A 16,199-nucleotide genomic window follows, 5' to 3' on the forward strand; every position below is an offset into this window, starting at 1 on the left:
AGTGCGAGCATCGGGCCCGGCCATGCGCCCTTCGCACTTATTGCTGCCGCGCTTCGAAACGCGATGATGGCATTGTCTCGTCCCCCTGGAGGCCGTGGCGCTGACTCCCCGTGCTATAGCGCATCTCCTGGCCTCAACGCCGCCGGCTCGTGCTTCGCCCGAAGTGCCCCGGCGGCGCGATTTTTTGGAAGGAACGAAAATGCAGGCCGGATCCGCTCCCTTGTGGTTACTCTGTATCGCCAGCTCCGCCACGTTCGCGCAATCCGACGAAGAAATGAATGCAGCGAATAATCCGCTGCAACCGGCGCTGGGCCTGAATCTTCAGAACATCTACGTCGACAGTTACTACGGCCTCGACGACGCCGACAGCAACAGCGCGCTGGTCCGTGGCATTCTGCCCCACAAACTCTTCGGCGTGCCGCAACTCCTGCGCGCCACCTTGCCGATCGTCACGACCACGGATCTGCCCCCGTTGGGACAAAAGACCGACGTCGGCGATCTGAATCTCTTCGACATCCTGCTGACCCGGCGCGGCCAGGTCGAGCTGGGCCTGGGACCGCAACTCACCGCGCCCACCGCCGGTCGCGATGAGACCGGCACCGGCAAGTGGCAGGCGGGCCTCGCCGCGCTGGCGGTGAGTCCGAAACATTGGGGACTGATCGGTGGCCTGGTGACCTGGCAACACTCGTTCGCCGGCGACAGCGACCGGCGCACCCAAAACAATCTGCAGGCGCAGCCGTTCCTGATCGTCAACCTTCCCAAGGGCTGGTATCTGCGCAGTACCGCGACCTGGACCTGGGATTTGCACGAGGGCAGCCATTACATTCCCATCGGCGCGGGCGCCGGCAAGGTCTGGAAGGCCACCGCCGCCACCTGGAATTTCTTCGTCGAGCCGCAGTGGACCGTCGCGCATCAGGGCGATGCCATGCCGAAGTTTCAGATCTACGCCGGATTGAATCTGCAGTTTCCTCTGTAGCGAGCGGGCCACAGCGAGCCGGATCCCCTCCGAGTAGGCCCTTGGTCCAACTGGCCGGCGAGGATGGGCCATGCAATTTTAATTCGACCAACCCTGGCCCCCCGGACGCTAGCCGCTCATGACGGGTGACTTTCTCAGCTACGCCTATCTGATTGGAATCGTCCTGCTCGCGCAGCTGGCGTTGGTCGCGATCATCCTCACCTACGATCGGCACGGGAATCCGCAGCGCCATGGCGACAATCTGGGCGCCGAGGTGACGCACAACGCCCGCCTCGCGCTCGCGGGCGAGCTGACGGCGTCCATTGCGCACGAAATCGCCCAGCCGCTCAGCGCCATTCTCAACAACGTCGAAACGGCCGAGCTGATTCTCAAGCAATCCTCGGGACGCGCGGACGCCGAATCGCTCAGTCCGATTCTCGCCGACATCAAGCGCGACGACTTGCGAGCGAACGAAGTGGTCAATCGCCTGCGGGCGCTGCTGCGCAAACGCGAGCTGAAACTGGAACCCATGGACATCAACGCCCTGGTGAGCAGCGCGGTGATGTTGGTTCGAGCCGACGCCGGCCGGCGACTGGTGCAACTACGCACCGAGCTGGAGCCCGACCTGCCGCCAGTGGCCGCCGATCCGGTTCATATGCAACAAGTGGTTTTGAATCTGCTGGTCAACGGCATGGATGCCATGACCAGGACGCCGCCGCCCGCGCGCTGCCTGTATGTGCGCACCCGACTGCGCGCCGGCTCGGCGGTGGAAATCACCGTTCGCGACAACGGTCACGGGATCGATCCGGCCCACGCCGGACGTTTGTTCGAATCGTTCTTCACCACCAAGGACGGCGGCATGGGACTCGGGCTATCCATTGCCCGTTCGATCGTGCAAGCCCACGGCGGCACGATCTGGGCCGAGCGCGCCCGCGGCGGCGGCTCGGTTTTCTCGTTTCGATTGCCGCTACCACAACGCCAACATATCTCCCGAGTTGGTATCCCCCAGTTGACGAGCCCTGGAGGTTGATATGGAGCTGTACGAGCCACCCGCCTGTGAGCATCGGATATATATCGTCGACGACGATGACAGTTTCCGCGGCAGTCTGACTCGACTGCTCAGCACCGCCGGAATGTCTCCCGTGCCCTGCCGAAGTGTCGGCGACTATTTATTGGTCGATCATCCCGATTGTCCCAGCTGTATCGTGCTCGACATGTTGATGCCGGGCCCCAGCGGGCTGGAGTTGCTCGCCTCGCTGGCCCATCAAAGAAACGCGCCGCCGGTGATCTTCGTCACCGCGTTCAACGACATTCCCGCCACCGTGCAGGCCATGAAGGCCGGCGCCATGGATTCGCTCACCAAGCCGCTGGATATGGAACGGCTGCTGCAATCGCTGCGCGACGCCATCTCGCGCGATGCCCGCAGACGCACCGAGCGTCGCGAGCTGGAGCAACTGCAATCCAGATACTCGGAGCTGACGGATTGCGAGCGGGACATATATATAGGAGTGGTTCACGGCAAATTGAACAAGCAGATGGCGTTGAAGCTCGGCATCTGCGAACGTTCGATCAAGTCGCATCGCTCCAACGTCATGCGCAAGATGCGGGTCTCCTCGGTCGCCGGGCTGGTCAAGACCGCCAAACAACTGGAAATGCTGAGCGGGATTTCCGACGCCAGAACGCTGCGCCAGTAGTGCCCACATGCGCAACGCAATCGGGTCAGCCGAATGCCAGCGTGCCGCGCCAACGTCATCATCGTCGAGGACGACATGGGGTTGAACCGTGCCGTCGCTCGACTGTTGAACATTGCCGGCTTCCGCTCACGCAGCTTCGACTCGGCCGAGGGCTTGCTCGAAAGCGACTCGGCCCCGGGGGCGGATTGTTTCGTGTTCGATATCCATCTGCCCGGCATCACCGGCGTCGAGTTGCACGACCGGCTGGACGCGGCCGGCATTCATCGGCCGGTGATTTTCATCACCGCTCACGACGATCAGCACACGCGCCATGCGGCGCGAGCCGGCGCCTCTTATCTCACCAAGCCCTTCACCGGCCAGGCGCTGATTCAAGCCATCGATGCGGCGTTGATACCGCCTCCGTGAGCTCGAATGGAACCTCGCGGCGCTTCGATCGCTTCGGTCAGAGTCACCGGGCGGGAGCAGACCATGAGCATTTTTTCACGCATCAAAGACGCCATTTTCGGAGCCAGTGCCAAAGCGGCGCCGGCCCCTTCGCCCTCACCGGCGCCGAAGCCGACAGCAACGGCCGCACCCAGGCCAACGCCATCACCCGCTCCTGCAAGCCCTGCGCCGGCCGCAGGCCCCGTAGGCCCTGTCGATGTCGAAGCTGTGCTGCAGCAAATGGCGGCGAATCAGAAGCAGCCCTTGAACTGGCGCACCTCCATCGTCGATCTGATGAAACTGGTCGGGCTCGACTCCAGTCTGGAGAATCGTAAGGCACTGGCGAGTGAGCTGGGCTACCAGGGCGACAGCAACGATTCGGCAGCCATGAATATCTGGTTGCACAAACAAGTCATGAATCAATTGGCGGCGCATGGCGGCAAGGTGCCGACCGAGCTCAAGGACTGAGCGCCGCGCCCGAACAAAATATTTCTTCAGCCGGTCGCCCGCGCTGGAACTCGAACGCAGGTCGTTTCGTTCGGGCCTGGCGAACGGATAATTACATCTCTGCCGGGGCAGCATGCGCACAGTGAAGTGGCGATCGGGGTTCGTGTGTCTGCTGGTTGGCGCGGCGCTGGCCTACTACTCCGCCAGACTCCCCGCGGCACCGCTTGTGCTGCCGGCACCGATCGCTGGGTCGGGCTGATCGCGCGCTATCGCGACGACGGCAACTATCACTATGTCACGCTTCGTAACAGTGGCTCGCTGGATATCAAGAAGCTGGTCAATGGCACCATCCAGAACCTGGTCACCGTGCCCTTCCCGGTCCAGCCCGATGTTTCCTATCGTGTCCGGCTGGAAGCGATCGGCACCCGGGTGCGTGCGTATGTAAACGGCACATTGCGGGCCGAGGCGACCGACGCGTCGCTCACGCCCGTTGCATCCCGAGCCGGCGTCGCGACCTACAAGGCGGCGCTGGATTTAGATAATTTCCTCATCTCGCAGCCCTGATCCGCTGCGCTTTCAGCGACGGCCCGTGCTAAATGGCATTGGCCGTCGTCGGTATTCAGGGCAGAATCCTCAGCCAGGTCCCGCTACCCGCAAGGAAGGAATCCATGGCTGAGTCTCCCCACGGTTTGGATCGTCGCGACTTTCTGGCCGCCGCTCTCGCAAGTGCCGGCGCCATGGCAATTGGCACGCCCGCGTGGGCTTCGACCACCGCCGCTCGCTACCCCGCGGTTCGCAAAGCCGCCGAGGCGCAACGCGAGGCCGCGATCAAGCGCATCCAGGACTGGATCGCGCATCCGTCCATCGCCGCCGAAAACCTCAACATGAAGGAAGGCGCCGAATACATGGCGACGCTGGCCCGCGATGCCGGCTTCGATTCGGCCACCATCGTTCCGACCGACGGCCATCCGGGCGTGTTCGCGACCATGGACAACGGCGCGAAACGCACGCTGGCTCTGTATTTCATGTACGACGTGAAACAGTTCGATCCAGCCGAGTGGTCGTCGCCGCCGCTCGAAGGCCGCATCGTCGACAAGCCCGGCTTCGGTCGTGCCATCGTCGGTCGCGGCGCCGTGAATCAGAAAGGTCCGGAAGCCACCGTGCTCGCCGCGCTTCATGCCATGCGCGCCGCCAAGGTGAAACTGCCGGTCAATCTGGTGCTGGTCGCCGAGGGCGAGGAAGAGATCGGCTCGCCGCATTTCCATCAGGTCGTGCAGAGCCCCAATGTCTTTGCCGCTCTCAAGAAAGCCGAGGGCATTTTCATTCCGGCCAGCTGGCAGGACATGAATGGCAGTGTCGCGGTCAATCTCGGCTCCAAGGGCGTGGTCGAGCTGGAGCTGATCGCGAGCGGCGAGAAATGGGGTCGCGGGCCGAAGGGCGACATTCATTCGAGCATGAAAGCCATGGTCGATTCGCCGCCGTGGCGTCTGGTCCAGGCGCTGAACACGCTCGTGACACCGGACGGCAACACCGCGGCCATCGAAGGCTGGTTCGAGAACGTCCGCCCGCTCACGCCGCGCGAGAAGGAGCTGATCGCGGAGATCGCCCGCAATGGTGACGAGGCCACGCAGAAGAAGCTGTTGGGCGTGAGCCGCTGGATCGACGATCTGCCCTATCCGCAGGCACTCGAACGGCTGGCCTCGCAACCCACGGTCAACATCGAAGGTCTGGTCTCCGGCTACACCGGTCCCGGCGGCAAGACCGTTCTGCCGGGACGCGCGGTCGCCAAGCTCGATCTGCGGCTCGTCCCGAATCAAACGCGCAAAGAGGCCGTGGAGAAACTGCGCGCGCATCTGGATAAGAAGGGCTTCAACGACGTCGAGCTCAAAGTCACCGGCGGCTACGACCCCACCGAAACCGCCGAAGACAGCCGCATCATTCGCGCCGAGCTGGCGACGTACCAGCGTGCCGGTGTGAAAGCGACGCTCAATCCCCGACTCGCCGGCTCCTGGCCCGGCGCCGTCTTCACCGCGCCTCCCGTGTCGCTGCCGGCCGGTCACTTCGGCCTCGGCCACGGCTCCGGCGCGCACGCGCCCGATGAATACTACGTCGTGGAATCGACCAATCCCAAAGTCGCCGGCATCGTCGATGCGGTCATGGGTTACGTCGACATGTTCCATCAGATCGCCACAGTGAAATGATTCGAATCTTCCGCTGCAGCGATTACATCGAAGCTCATCTGGTCGAAGGACTGCTCAGAGAGCGAGGGATCGATACATTCCTGCAGGGTGCGATGTTGCAAGGTGGCCTGGGCGAGCTGCCCGCCCTCGGCCATCTCGCGATCATGATCGACGAAGCCGACCGCAGCGCTGCCCAGCTCATCATCGACGCCTACGAGCGCGGCGAGCTGAAAATCGACGAATCCCAGGACGAGTGAGGCGTCATCGGGTAAGCTGACGGGCCTTGGACTGCGCCCCTTGCGGTCCAACACCCGACACCAACGCTTTCCTTGCACGCCTCCGCCTCTTTACATCGCCCCATCCTGGGCATCGCGCTGAAGCTCGTTTCCGTCGTCCTGTTCGCCGGAATGACCCTGTGCGTGAAGCTGCTCGGGCCGGCCGTGCCCGTCGGTCAGACCATCTTCGTACGCGGCGTGGTGTCCATTGCGTTGCTGGCCGCGCTGGCCTGGTACACGAACCAGCTGCATCTGCTGAAGACATCGAACCTGCGATCACATGCCCTGCGCTCGTTGTCCGGCAGCGTGAGCATGTATTGCCTGTTCAGCGCGGTGACCATGATTCCGCTCGCGGACGTGACGGCGATCTCGTTCACTTCTCCCATGTTCATCACGCTGCTCGCCATGGTGTTCCTGGGCGAAAAGATTCATCGCTTCCGCTGGACCGCGCTGGCACTGGGATTCATCGGCGTGCTGATCATGCTCGGCCCGCATCTCACATTCGCGGACGGCGCATCGCTCGGCGTGCTGGTCGCGCTCAGCGCGGCCATGTTCTCGGCCGTTGCGATGATCTTCCTGCGCATGATGAGCGGCGGCGAGCACGCGATCACGATCACGTTCTATTTCTCGCTGACTTTCATGGTGTTGTCCGCGCTGACCGCATTCAGCGGCTGGGTGGTGCCGACGCCGATGCAGTGGCTGCAGATCATTCTGGCCGGGCTGTTCGGCGTCACCGGCCAGATCGTGATGACCTATTCGTATCGGTATGCGCCCGCGTCCACGATCGCGCCGCTCGACTACAGCAACATGATCATGTCCGTGATCCTGGGCTATGTGTTCTTCGCCGAAATCCCCTCCGCCTCGGTGTGGATCGGCGCGCCGCTGGTGGTCGCGGGCGGCCTGATCATCCTGTGGCGCGAGTATCAGCTGAAGAAACGCCCCAGCCCGCCGGCGCCGGAGTCGACACCAGAAGCCTAGGGCCTGGTTACTTCATCAGCACCAGCTCTTCGGCCATCGTCGGATGGACCGCGACGACTTCGTCGAGCTGTGACTTGCGCAGCCCCGCCTTCACGGCCACCGCGAGAACCTGCAGAATTTCAGGCGCGTCGGGGCCGATCATGTGCGCACCGACAACCTTCTCGGTCGCCTCATCCACGACGATCTTGTAGAGCGCGCGCTCGTTGCGTCCCGCGAGCACGTTCTTCATCGGCCGGAAGTCCGCGGTGTAGACCTTGACGGCGCCGAGCTGATTGCGCGCCTCGCCTTCGGTCAAGCCCACACCCGCGAGCGGCGGATGGCTGAACACCGCCGAAGGAATGCAGTTGTAATCGACCTTGGTTGGCTTCTTGCCGAACACGGTATCCGCGAATGCCTGCCCTTCGCGAATCGCCACCGGCGTCAACTGAACGCGATTGGTCACATCGCCGACGGCATAGATGGACGGGCACGTCGAACGACTCTCGTCATCCACACGCACTGCCCCGTCCTCGTCGACCTCGACACCCGCGCTCTCCAGCCCCAGGCCACGCGTGTTCGGCACGCGCCCCGTAGCAAACATCACCGCATCGAACTCGACCGGCCCGCCCGGCATGTGCACGGTGAGCGCGCCGCTCGACTCCTTGACGATCTTTTCGATGGGCGAGTTGAACAGGAACTGGATGCCCTTGGTCATGGAGATCTGTAACAGCCGGTCGCGAATCTGCGCGTCGTAGCCGCGCAGGATGGCATCCGAGCGATTGACCAGCGTGACTTTCACACCGAACTCGTTGAACACGCCCGCGAACTCGTTCGCGATATAGCCGCCGCCCGCGATCATCAATCGCTTGGGCAGCGTCTGCAGATGAAACGCTTCATTGGAAGTGATGCCATGCTCACACCCCGGCTGGTTCGGCACATGCGGGCGAGCGCCGGTCGCGATGAGGATTACGTCGGCGGTGTATTCGCGCTCGCCGACGCGCACGCTGTTCGGCCCCGTGACGACTGCACGTTCCGGCAACACGTTCACTTTGTGATTGTCGAGCGTCTGCGTATACAGGCCGCTGAGCCTAGTAACCTCGGCGAGCACGTTGTCACGCAGCGTCGGCCAATCGAACTTCGGCTCCTGCACGTGCCAGCCGAAGCGGCGCGCATCCTCCAGGTCTTCGGCGAAGTGAGCGCCGTACACCAGCAGTTTCTTCGGCACGCAGCCGCGAACCACACAAGTGCCGCCGATCCGATATTCCTCGGCGACAGCAACTTTGGCCCCGTGAGCCGCGGACACACGCGCCGCGCGCACGCCGCCGGAGCCGGCACCGATGACGAAAAGATTGAAATCGCGTTGAGTGGCCATGGATGAAAATCTACTGGAGCTTTCGTGTCACCACGATGTCGACCGACTGGGATTGCGGGTCGAACATGATCTGCGCCTCGCCGCGCTCGAGCTGATGCAGGACGTGCGTCAGCTTCTCCTCGAGCGTGAACTCGCGCTCGCCGTACTCCGTGCCCTCGCGCAACACGAACGATTCGATGACGCCACGAAGCGCGTCGGCCGACAGCTCGGTGTGCGGCACCACCACCGGGGTCGGATCTTCGTCGTCAGGGGCTGGCATCGAGGGATCGAACGGCATGCCCGACGATAGCACAGCTCGAGCGCCCTAGCGGCCCCGCGCCAGGCAGCGCTCATACCGATCGTCGACGCGCTTGGCGAACCATTCGGTGGTGAGTTTGCGTGTGATCTTGGGGCTTTCCAGTCGGATGTTGGGCAACACGGCGCGGGGCACCTGAGTCTTCAGGCGTCGGTCCGCCAGGGCGAACACGCGCTTGAAAAGCTTACTGTCCTCGAACCCCTGCTCGCCGCCCAGCTCCAGATCGTGCCGGATGGCACGATTGTCCAGATCCAGATCGCCCGCCAGGCTGCGCACCGCCAGCTCGGTGTTGCTGGGATCGCTGGTGCCATGGATCAACAGATCGCCATCCAGCGCCAGTCTGGTCTTGGACAATTTGCTCACGGCATTTTGAAACGCGGCGTTGCGGCTGGCGTAGTGGCCGGCGTTGTAATCGGCGAAACGAAACAGCGGATCGCTGTAGTTCACCGGATAGTCGAGCAGATGCGCGATGCCGAAGTACATGCCGCCGCGTCGAGTGAACACTTCGTCGCGAACGCTGCCCGGCATCGGATACGGATAGCGCTTCTCGCGCGCGTGCGCTTCGGCGAACTCGATGCTCACTTGCATCGGGCCGGCGGTGTGCACCGGATTCAAGCTGCCGAACAAACGTTCGCCGAGCGGCACCATGCCGATGAAGTCGCCGAAGATGTCGCTCAGCTCCTGCTCGGTCTGCACGTTTTCGAGCCGCTCGCGATAGGTCTTGCCCGTCGGCGACTCCACACCGAGCGCCGCGTCGACCAGGAACTTTGGAATCTTGTAACGCGCCGCTCTCGAGTCGATCTCACGACGCGCGATGTCCGGCAACCCAGCCACGCTCGGACTGGCCTGGAACGTCGACTCCTGCTCGGTCACCGCGATCACGGAACAGATGTTCTCGGGCGTCGGCCGGATCGACAGCGCCTCGAACGCGGCGAAGATATCGACCGCCCACACTTCGCGGTTCTTCACCGTCGCAGCGATGCGCTTGACGATCTGCGCCCGCGCCACGTCCGGATCGACGGCCGGCTCGCGCACCACGGGCGTCGAACAACTGGAAATGAAGGCGATGCCAAGCAGCGTCGCCACCCTGCGGATCAGAAACGGACGTTCAGCGCCAAAGCGCGGGCGGGCCATCATGTGGGCGGGTTGTCAGCTCGCAGCTTCGCCCAGGCCAGCCGCGCCGGGCGGTCCAGCTTCTTCAACGCCGCTTCCGCCTTCATCGCCTCGGACTTGGTGGCAAAGGCCTCCGAGCCCAGCACGCAAACCGGCGGATTCGACCGGGTGAACTTCGCCCCCTTGCCGCGACTATGGACTTCGAAGCGGGCGGCGACGTCGGTCGCGATCCCCGCATAGGTCCGGCCATCCCGGCACGCCAGCAAATAAACCCACCAGCAGTCAGTCATATGCCGAGATTATCGCCGGGTGCCTGCATTCGGGCAAAGGGTGACTGGCGAGTCGATGGATGGGGCATCATAGCGTCATGACATACACCCTCTATTACTCTCCCGGCGCCGCCAGCCTGGCGGTTCATTGGATGCTGATAGAGCTCGGCATTGCGTTCGAAGCGAAGCTGGTGAGCATCGACGACGGCGCGCAGAAGTCGGCGGAGTATCTGCGGTTGAATCCCACCGGTCGCATTCCGACCCTGGTGATCGATGGCAAACCGCACGGTGAATCGACCGCCCTGCTGATGCTGCTCGCCGAGCGCCATTCGGAAAAGGGATTTGCCCCGGCGCCAGGATCGGCCGAGCGCGCCGACTATGTCGAGATGATGATCTTCCTCGCCAACACCATCCTGCCCGCCATGCGCGATTGGTTCTACGCCGACAGCGATGGCGATCCGGCGGGGGCTGACGCGGTGAAGGCGCTGGCGCGACGGCGAATCGAGGCCGCGTGGGATCGTCTGGATGCGCGCATGGCCGATGGCCGTACGCATCTATTGGGCAAGGAGCCCGGCGCAGCCGACTTCCTGGCCACCATGCTCATGCGCTGGTCGCGAAACATGCCGCGCCCCGCGACGGGCTGGAAGCACCTCGCGCCGTACATTCATCGCATGCGCGCCCGCCCTGCATTCCTCGATCTATACGCACGCGAGGGGCTGACGGAATGGCAGAACTAGCGCGCCCTGTCCGCCATCTCGCTAAGGCAATGTCGTAGAGCAGATCGCGCACCCCGCCGCAGGGGTGGTTGGTCCATCCGGCGATATTTGCTGCACGCACGCCGCTCGTATCCTCGTTGGCAGTTCTCGAATCGCCACCGAACTCGCCGAGGAATACGCAATGCAGACTCCGATTGCCATCTCCGTCGCCGCCACCGTGCAGAAGTCCCCCGATTGGGTGAAGTACACCGCGAAAGCCACCTTCCTGGCCCTGTTCATCAAGGGCACGGTGTGGGCCGGCGCGTCGTGGCTGGCGCTCAGGGGGTTTGGCGCTCTGTAATCCGGCCTTCGATGAAGTCCTTCATCCTCTGGAAATAGTCCTCGGGCTGACGCGTCGACACCCGCTCGCCGTCGGCCCCCGTCTCGAACTCATACATGCCGTGATCCGCGCCGGGAAAAACCACCGTCGCAATCGGGCGACCGGCGCTTCTCAACGCATCGAGCCGACGTAGCGTCTGCCTCGGTGGCGCATCCCGATCCTGACCGCCGAATATCCACAGCTGCGGCACCTCGAGATTGGCCAGCACCGGCATCGGGTCGTACTGGGCCGGCACGCCTTCGAGTAAGCGTGGGCCTTGCCGGCGTATCGTTTCCTCCGACTGCGACAACAGATACCAGGCGATATTGCCCCGGACCGACTTGAACCAGGGCTCGTTGCCGTACTTGCGCTTCACGGCGTCGAGCTGCTCATAGCCCTCGGTGAAGTTGGTCTCGACGATCCTCGCGACCGCATCGGCAATCTGCATCGCCTCGGCTTTGATCTCCGGGCCGAAGCCGGCGCGCTCCATGTCGAAATCGATGGCCTCGCGATCCTCATCCAGCGGCGACACCGCCAGACCGAAGCTCACGATGACGAAGTCCACCGGTTCGATGCGTGCCGCGAGCGGTGCCACCCAGCCACCCTGGCTGCCGCCCTGATAGCCGATGCGTCCCGCACGATCACCCGCCAGACGCTTCGCCTCACGCGTGGCATGAATGGCATCGGTGGCCAGCAGCAAATAGTTCTGCGAGTAGCGACCGGCCGAAGCCCCGGTGCCTCGCTTGTCATAGGCGAACACGCCGATGCCGACACTCGCGAACTGACGCTGCAGCGAATAATCCTCGAGCGCCGACGAATGCTCGGCGCCATGAATCAACACGACGATGGGCACCCGCCCCTGCCCTGGCGGCAACGTCAATCGCCCGGCCAGCTCGACGCCGCTGCCCTGAAAGCGCGTGTCGATCTGAATCAACGCCTCGCGCCGGCCGTTCAGGTCGTCGAAGCGAACTTCGCCGCGCTCGCAATTGGAGAATGTGACTCGATGTCCATCGGCTCGATCGGTCCAGCCGAGCGTGCTGGTCCAGCGGCCCTTGCCCTTCGACGTCAGCGCGCCCGTGGTGCCATCGAGCTTGCGCCAACGCAGCCGGCCGGATTCGCTCGCTGCGATGTCGAGTCTGGTTCCGTCCGTCAGGACATAACTACCGACTTCGCAAGGAATGGGACTGGCGGCCGGCGCCTGGGTGGCGCCGACCATGGCCAACAGAATCATCGACGTCGAAACCATCCAACGCATTGGCAACCTGCCTGGATTCGCAGCGGATGCGTCCATCGACGCACCAGCTGGTTGCAAGGTTGCAGCGACCGGCTGAAGAAATATCTAATCCAACCTGGACTGGGCCGCGCTCAAGCAATAGCAACGGCTGAAGCCGTCCGTCGCCGAGGCTCATAACGCAGCCTGCGCCAGCCGATCACGACGCCGATGACCGACAACAGCAATCCGCCCAGCGAGAACACGATCACGCAGATGTCCCACAGCGGACGGTGTTGCCACAACCACCAGATATCGAAGGAGTGCAGTCCGTTGTACAGCCAGCGGTAGACGCGATTGGTTCGCGTGCTGCGGTCGAGAATCTGCCCCGTGATCGGATCCAGATGAAACCAGGTGTGTTGCTCGTCATCGAAACGCACGCGAATGATGGGCAGCGGGCGCTCGCCCCGTTCCGGGTGGCGCGAGTAGTAATAGTTGTCGTACTCGGTCAGCACCGTCGCTTCAACCAGCGACGCCTCGGGAATCAAGCCAGGTGCGCGCGCCAGCATGGTCTCGGCATCGGGCAACGTCGTCGCCATGACACTGCCGGCAACCATGCGAGTCGAGCCATCCCGATCAACGACTCGATAGAAAGGCTGTCCGGCGTAATGGACCAGATCCGCTTCAACCGCGAGCGCCCCGAACCCGTGCGCCGGCACCGCGAAATCGCCGATCGTGAGCGGCTTGCCCGTATAGAGGAGTTGCTGATCCACCTCCGCCCGACGCGGCGGATTCAGATTCAAAGGATTCATGGACAACAATCCACTGAGCACCCACGTCAGAGTCAGCACACCAAAGACGATGCCGGTGAAGTAATGCCAGCGCATGAGCCCCTTGTAGGGCACCTGCGGCTTGCCGGGTCTGGCGCGGCGGTTCCACCGCAACCAGCCAATCCACAAACCGGTGATCGCCAGTACGACACCGACGCCCGAGAGAATGTCGACCATCCACTCCCAGAACTCCGGGTACTTGCGAACGAATGTCGGATACAGCCAGTGCGTAACGGCGGCGAAATAGTTCAGCACGCGCTCCGTACTGTGAGTGTCCCGCACGACTTCACCCGTGGTCGACGAAACATAGAGCACCGTCCCGTCACGATCATTCACAGCGTACTTGAATAGCGGCCGATGATCGTTCAGCGCGGCTGACACCGTCCATTGATCCGTTTGCAGCGTGCCGTCAAAGGCGATGCTACTGTCTTCGAGCGGCGCCGCAGGCGAGGCAGCGCTTCTCTGCACGAACCCTGCCACGGCCTCTTCCGCGGCCTTGGTGCTCACGTCCCGAAGCACCTCGCCGTTGTCCGCAAATACAACTCGCGGTTGCGCTCCATTATCAGCATGAATCACATACGCGGGTCGTTCGGCGATCATCGCCAGACGAATCGAGCGCGGCGTAGCTTGCTGCTCGGGATCTGTGACGGCGACTCGCTCGAGCGCATTCGGCGTCGCCTTGCGCGTGAAGTCCTTCCACTGCAGTTTCGCCATTGCGTCCGCCGGCGTGAGCGTGGCGGCTGAGAAATTCAGCAGCCGCGCCCCCGCCAGCCGCTCCGGCTTCGAGAGCAGCGGGAACTCCACGTACATCATGAAGATCCCGCTCACGAACCACAGCGCGAAGAACAGGCACAGCACGATGCCCGCCCAGCGGTGGAATAGAAACAGCTGCCGCTTGAAGCTCATGGCGTCAGAACGAGTACTTCAGCCCGAGCTCGAAGCTGCGCGGATCGGCCAGCCTCACCATCAAACCACTGCCCGACGCCCACTCGGCGTACTCTTCGTCGCTCAGATTGCGCCCGCGCAGAACGATTTGAGCATCGTTCCAACGGTAAGCCACGCTGGCATCGAAAGTCGTGTAGGCATCGAGCTGGATACCGTTGTTGTTGTTCGCCTGCCGTTCGCCGACATGGCGCGCGCCCGCGCTGAGCTCCCAATCGCCCAGCGGCTTCACGATGAACAGCCCGGCAACGAACTTCGGGACGTTCGGCGGGGTGTTGCCCCCGCGAGAGATCACACCTGAGCCGAGGTTCTCGAAGAAATCCTCATACTCGGCCTTCCAAGTCCAGGCCGCGTGTGTATCGACGCGGAACTCTCCGGGCAACGTGAACGCCACGGCAAACTCGGCGCCCTGCGATACCTGCTGGCCGATCTGAGAATTGATACGCGCGCCATCGACGATGTTGGTCGTCAACACGTCCTGTTTCTCGATATCGAACAGCGCGAGCGTCAGGTCCGTGCCCTGAATGGACGCCTTGGCGCCGACCTCGTACTGAACGCCCTTCTGCAGGCTGAAGTCGTCCTGACTCACCGTGAGGCTCACCAGCTGCGATACCGGCTGAGCGGCACGACTGTAGCTCGCGTACAGATTCAACGCGTCGCTCGCCTCGAAGATCACACCGAGCCGGCCTGTGATCGGATCGTACGATCTCGTGTAGGGATCGGCGCCGACGTAGGAGACGCGTTCCACATCGATCTGCTCGTACCGCAAGCCGCCCACCACCTTCAAGTGGTTGACTGGCTCGTAGATGTTCTCCACGTAGACCGCCGCGTTCTGCGTCGTCACCTTCACGGTGCGCTGGTATCTCACATCGGGGCCGTAGCCTCGATCGAAGCCCACCAGCGGCACGTTGGCCGGCGTCGGCGAGGCCGCATACGTCTGGCCGCTGTTACGAATCTGTTCGTTATCGTCGTAGAGCGCGCCGATCAGGAATGTGTTCGGCCGCCCCGCGAGCGCGCCGCTCCAGCGCAGGTCGACGCGATTGCCGAGCTGCAAATCGTTGCGATAGATCAGGAAGAAGCTGCTGCGCTCGACCAGCTGAGTTGCCGGATTCCAGACCGTGCTTTCGGTGTTCCGCCAATCCATGTGCTGAGTGGCCACGTAAGTCTCGTTACGCAGCGTCCAGCGATCGGACAGATTCGAATCGACGATGAACCGGGTGAACGAGTTGTCGGCCTTCGACCAGTTGTCGATGTTGTCGTAGCTGAGACGACGCGTGCGAGCGTCGATGCGAGCATTCACCAGCCGATCGGTCGCACTGTTGGCACGCCGTACCGACTGCGTGCCGTTCTGATCGATCACCGCATCGTAGACCAGCGGCGTGCCGTAATAACTGCTGACGCTGTCTTTCAGGAACGTGCTCTGCAGGGTGAGCGTCGTGTCGTCGGTGGCGTCATATCGCAAGGCGCCGGCGACTGCGGTGTAGTCGTATCCGCTGTCATCGACATAACCATCGGATTGCGACTGGGAAACATCGAAACGGTAGTGGAGCTTGTCCACGCCCGCCGGCCCGCCCACTCCAAACCCGGTTCGATAGGTATTCCACGAGCCGGCGCTGGCAATGATCTCGGCTTTGGTCGTGTCGTCGGGCAGCTTGGACACATAGTTGATCGCGCCACCGACCGCGCCTTCGCCGTACAGCAGCGACGCGGGACCTTTGAGCACCTCGATGCGCTCGAACAGGAAGCTGTCCAGCGGCCGCGACGATTGCGAGGCCGTGTTCTGGCGAATGCCATCGCGCATGACGGTGATGTCATTGCCCGCGAAACCGCGCGTGGCGTAGTTGGGAATCGAGCCGACCGACGTGCCGCCGGTCATGCCGACCGCGCTTTCGATCGCTTCCATCGCGGTTCGCGCGCCGCGCAGTTGAATCAACTCGTGCGAGATCACCGAGACGCTGGCCGGCAAGTCGAATGCATCGATGCCGAGCCGCGAGCCGGTGAGCACCGGTTCATCGAGCACCACCGTGCTGCGCTCACGCCGCCCCTCGACGATGATCGCTTCGGTCTCGTCCGTCTTGCGCTCCGCCGCGCCCGCCTGCAACGCCACGGCCAGCATTCCCAAGCCACTCGCCCATCGGGCGACCCCATGTCTGCTCACATTGC

At 63.2% G+C, this 16,199-nt stretch carries 18 protein-coding genes; 11 read left to right on the plus strand and 7 right to left on the minus strand.

The genetic code is table 11. The features are described 5' to 3' along the window. Positions 1-274: 274 nt before the first annotated feature. From EKO19_RS18580 to EKO19_RS18620, 9 genes are all read left to right on the plus strand, one after another. Positions 275-976: a hypothetical protein gene (locus EKO19_RS18580; protein ID WP_217705443.1), complete on the plus strand. Its 702-nt coding sequence runs from the start codon at positions 275-277 to the stop codon at positions 974-976. A 118-nt stretch (positions 977-1,094) separates the two neighbouring features. Then, positions 1,095-1,985: a sensor histidine kinase gene (locus EKO19_RS18585; protein WP_129777947.1), complete on the plus strand. Its 891-nt coding sequence runs from the start codon at positions 1,095-1,097 to the stop codon at positions 1,983-1,985. 1 nt (position 1,986) lies between these two features. Next, a complete protein-coding gene (locus EKO19_RS18590) occupies positions 1,987-2,649 on the plus strand; it encodes a response regulator transcription factor (protein ID WP_129777948.1) in 663 nt (220 codons plus the stop codon). A gap of 33 nt (positions 2,650-2,682) precedes the next feature. Next, entirely contained in the window at positions 2,683-3,054 is a 372-nt protein-coding gene (locus EKO19_RS18595) for a response regulator transcription factor (protein WP_129777949.1), read from the plus strand. A 63-nt stretch (positions 3,055-3,117) separates the two neighbouring features. Next, positions 3,118-3,540: a DUF3597 domain-containing protein gene (locus tag EKO19_RS18600; protein ID WP_129777950.1), complete on the plus strand. Its 423-nt coding sequence runs from the start codon at positions 3,118-3,120 to the stop codon at positions 3,538-3,540. 144 nt (positions 3,541-3,684) lie between these two features. Then, positions 3,685-4,083 carry a hypothetical protein gene (locus EKO19_RS18605; protein ID WP_129777951.1) on the plus strand — a complete coding sequence of 133 codons (399 nt, stop codon included), beginning with the start codon at positions 3,685-3,687 and terminating at the stop codon, positions 4,081-4,083. 104 nt (positions 4,084-4,187) lie between these two features. After that, on the plus strand, positions 4,188-5,720 hold the full coding sequence (locus EKO19_RS18610) for a M20/M25/M40 family metallo-hydrolase (protein WP_129777952.1): 1,533 nt from the start codon (positions 4,188-4,190) through the stop codon (positions 5,718-5,720). Beyond that, positions 5,717-5,956, plus strand: a complete 240-nt coding sequence (locus EKO19_RS18615) for a putative signal transducing protein (RefSeq protein WP_129777953.1) — start codon at positions 5,717-5,719, stop codon at positions 5,954-5,956. Before EKO19_RS18610 ends, EKO19_RS18615 begins: the two co-directional genes overlap by 4 nt. A gap of 72 nt (positions 5,957-6,028) precedes the next feature. Then, positions 6,029-6,952, plus strand: a complete 924-nt coding sequence (locus EKO19_RS18620; protein ID WP_129777954.1) for a DMT family transporter — start codon at positions 6,029-6,031, stop codon at positions 6,950-6,952. Between the two features lie 7 nt (positions 6,953-6,959). Here EKO19_RS18620 and gorA read toward each other — a convergent pair whose 3' ends face one another. The 4 genes from gorA to EKO19_RS18640 are packed head-to-tail and all read right to left on the minus strand — an operon-like array spanning position 6,960 to position 10,001. Continuing rightward, positions 6,960-8,303, minus strand: a complete 1,344-nt coding sequence (gene gorA / locus EKO19_RS18625) for a glutathione-disulfide reductase (RefSeq protein ID WP_129777955.1) — start codon at positions 8,301-8,303, stop codon at positions 6,960-6,962. Positions 8,304-8,313: 10 nt separating this feature from the next. Next, on the minus strand, positions 8,314-8,562 hold the full coding sequence (locus EKO19_RS18630; protein WP_129777956.1) for a YheU family protein: 249 nt from the start codon (positions 8,560-8,562) through the stop codon (positions 8,314-8,316). Positions 8,563-8,607: 45 nt separating this feature from the next. Further along, on the minus strand, positions 8,608-9,735 hold the full coding sequence (locus EKO19_RS18635) for a DUF1615 domain-containing protein (RefSeq protein ID WP_281281072.1): 1,128 nt from the start codon (positions 9,733-9,735) through the stop codon (positions 8,608-8,610). After that, a complete protein-coding gene (locus tag EKO19_RS18640) occupies positions 9,732-10,001 on the minus strand; it encodes a GIY-YIG nuclease family protein (protein ID WP_129777957.1) in 270 nt (89 codons plus the stop codon). Before EKO19_RS18640 ends, EKO19_RS18635 begins: the two co-directional genes overlap by 4 nt. Positions 10,002-10,078: 77 nt before the next feature. Here EKO19_RS18640 and EKO19_RS18645 point away from each other — a divergent pair, with 77 nt between their 5' ends. Continuing rightward, positions 10,079-10,717, plus strand: a complete 639-nt coding sequence (locus EKO19_RS18645) for a glutathione S-transferase family protein (protein ID WP_129777958.1) — start codon at positions 10,079-10,081, stop codon at positions 10,715-10,717. Between the two features lie 160 nt (positions 10,718-10,877). Next, positions 10,878-11,036, plus strand: a complete 159-nt coding sequence (locus tag EKO19_RS38340) for a hypothetical protein (RefSeq protein ID WP_157995325.1) — start codon at positions 10,878-10,880, stop codon at positions 11,034-11,036. On the opposite strand, the gene EKO19_RS18650 is transcribed toward EKO19_RS38340, so the two are convergent. From EKO19_RS18650 to EKO19_RS18660, 3 genes are all read right to left on the minus strand, one after another. Next, complete coding sequence (locus EKO19_RS18650; protein ID WP_217705444.1) at positions 11,014-12,309, minus strand: alpha/beta hydrolase family protein; 1,296 nt, start codon at positions 12,307-12,309, stop codon at positions 11,014-11,016. The genes EKO19_RS38340 and EKO19_RS18650 overlap by 23 nt on opposite strands. A 110-nt stretch (positions 12,310-12,419) precedes the next feature. Further along, the gene (locus EKO19_RS18655; RefSeq protein WP_129777959.1) at positions 12,420-14,000 is read right to left on the minus strand and encodes a PepSY-associated TM helix domain-containing protein; all 1,581 of its coding nucleotides are present in this window, start codon (positions 13,998-14,000) and stop codon (positions 12,420-12,422) included. A 4-nt stretch (positions 14,001-14,004) separates the two neighbouring features. Further along, positions 14,005-16,194 carry a TonB-dependent receptor gene (locus tag EKO19_RS18660; RefSeq protein ID WP_157995326.1) on the minus strand — a complete coding sequence of 730 codons (2,190 nt, stop codon included), beginning with the start codon at positions 16,192-16,194 and terminating at the stop codon, positions 14,005-14,007. Between the last annotated feature and the right edge of the window lie 5 nt (positions 16,195-16,199).

Source organism: Peristeroidobacter soli, from assembly GCF_004138485.1.
Taxonomy (GTDB): domain Bacteria; phylum Pseudomonadota; class Gammaproteobacteria; order Steroidobacterales; family Steroidobacteraceae; genus Steroidobacter; species Steroidobacter soli.

What these genes read in the sequence shown, in the direction of transcription:
- EKO19_RS18630 (WP_129777956.1), bottom strand. Translation starts at nt 8,562, where the DNA reads ATGCCAGCCCCTGACGACGAAGATCCGACCCCGGTGGTGGTGCCGCAC.
- gorA (WP_129777955.1), bottom strand. Translation starts at nt 8,303, where the DNA reads ATGGCCACTCAACGCGATTTCAATCTTTTCGTCATCGGTGCCGGCTCC.
- EKO19_RS18645 (WP_129777958.1), top strand. Translation starts at nt 10,079, where the DNA reads ATGACATACACCCTCTATTACTCTCCCGGCGCCGCCAGCCTGGCGGTT.
- EKO19_RS18590 (WP_129777948.1), top strand. Translation starts at nt 1,987, where the DNA reads ATGGAGCTGTACGAGCCACCCGCCTGTGAGCATCGGATATATATCGTC.
- EKO19_RS18615 (WP_129777953.1), top strand. Translation starts at nt 5,717, where the DNA reads ATGATTCGAATCTTCCGCTGCAGCGATTACATCGAAGCTCATCTGGTC.
- EKO19_RS18585 (WP_129777947.1), top strand. Translation starts at nt 1,095, where the DNA reads ATGACGGGTGACTTTCTCAGCTACGCCTATCTGATTGGAATCGTCCTG.
- EKO19_RS18635 (WP_281281072.1), bottom strand. Translation starts at nt 9,735, where the DNA reads ATGATGGCCCGCCCGCGCTTTGGCGCTGAACGTCCGTTTCTGATCCGC.
- EKO19_RS18655 (WP_129777959.1), bottom strand. Translation starts at nt 14,000, where the DNA reads ATGAGCTTCAAGCGGCAGCTGTTTCTATTCCACCGCTGGGCGGGCATC.
- EKO19_RS18595 (WP_129777949.1), top strand. Translation starts at nt 2,683, where the DNA reads ATGCCAGCGTGCCGCGCCAACGTCATCATCGTCGAGGACGACATGGGG.
- EKO19_RS18610 (WP_129777952.1), top strand. Translation starts at nt 4,188, where the DNA reads ATGGCTGAGTCTCCCCACGGTTTGGATCGTCGCGACTTTCTGGCCGCC.
- EKO19_RS18650 (WP_217705444.1), bottom strand. Translation starts at nt 12,309, where the DNA reads ATGCGTTGGATGGTTTCGACGTCGATGATTCTGTTGGCCATGGTCGGC.
- EKO19_RS18600 (WP_129777950.1), top strand. Translation starts at nt 3,118, where the DNA reads ATGAGCATTTTTTCACGCATCAAAGACGCCATTTTCGGAGCCAGTGCC.
- EKO19_RS18640 (WP_129777957.1), bottom strand. Translation starts at nt 10,001, where the DNA reads ATGACTGACTGCTGGTGGGTTTATTTGCTGGCGTGCCGGGATGGCCGG.
- EKO19_RS38340 (WP_157995325.1), top strand. Translation starts at nt 10,878, where the DNA reads ATGCAGACTCCGATTGCCATCTCCGTCGCCGCCACCGTGCAGAAGTCC.
- EKO19_RS18580 (WP_217705443.1), top strand. Translation starts at nt 275, where the DNA reads ATGAATGCAGCGAATAATCCGCTGCAACCGGCGCTGGGCCTGAATCTT.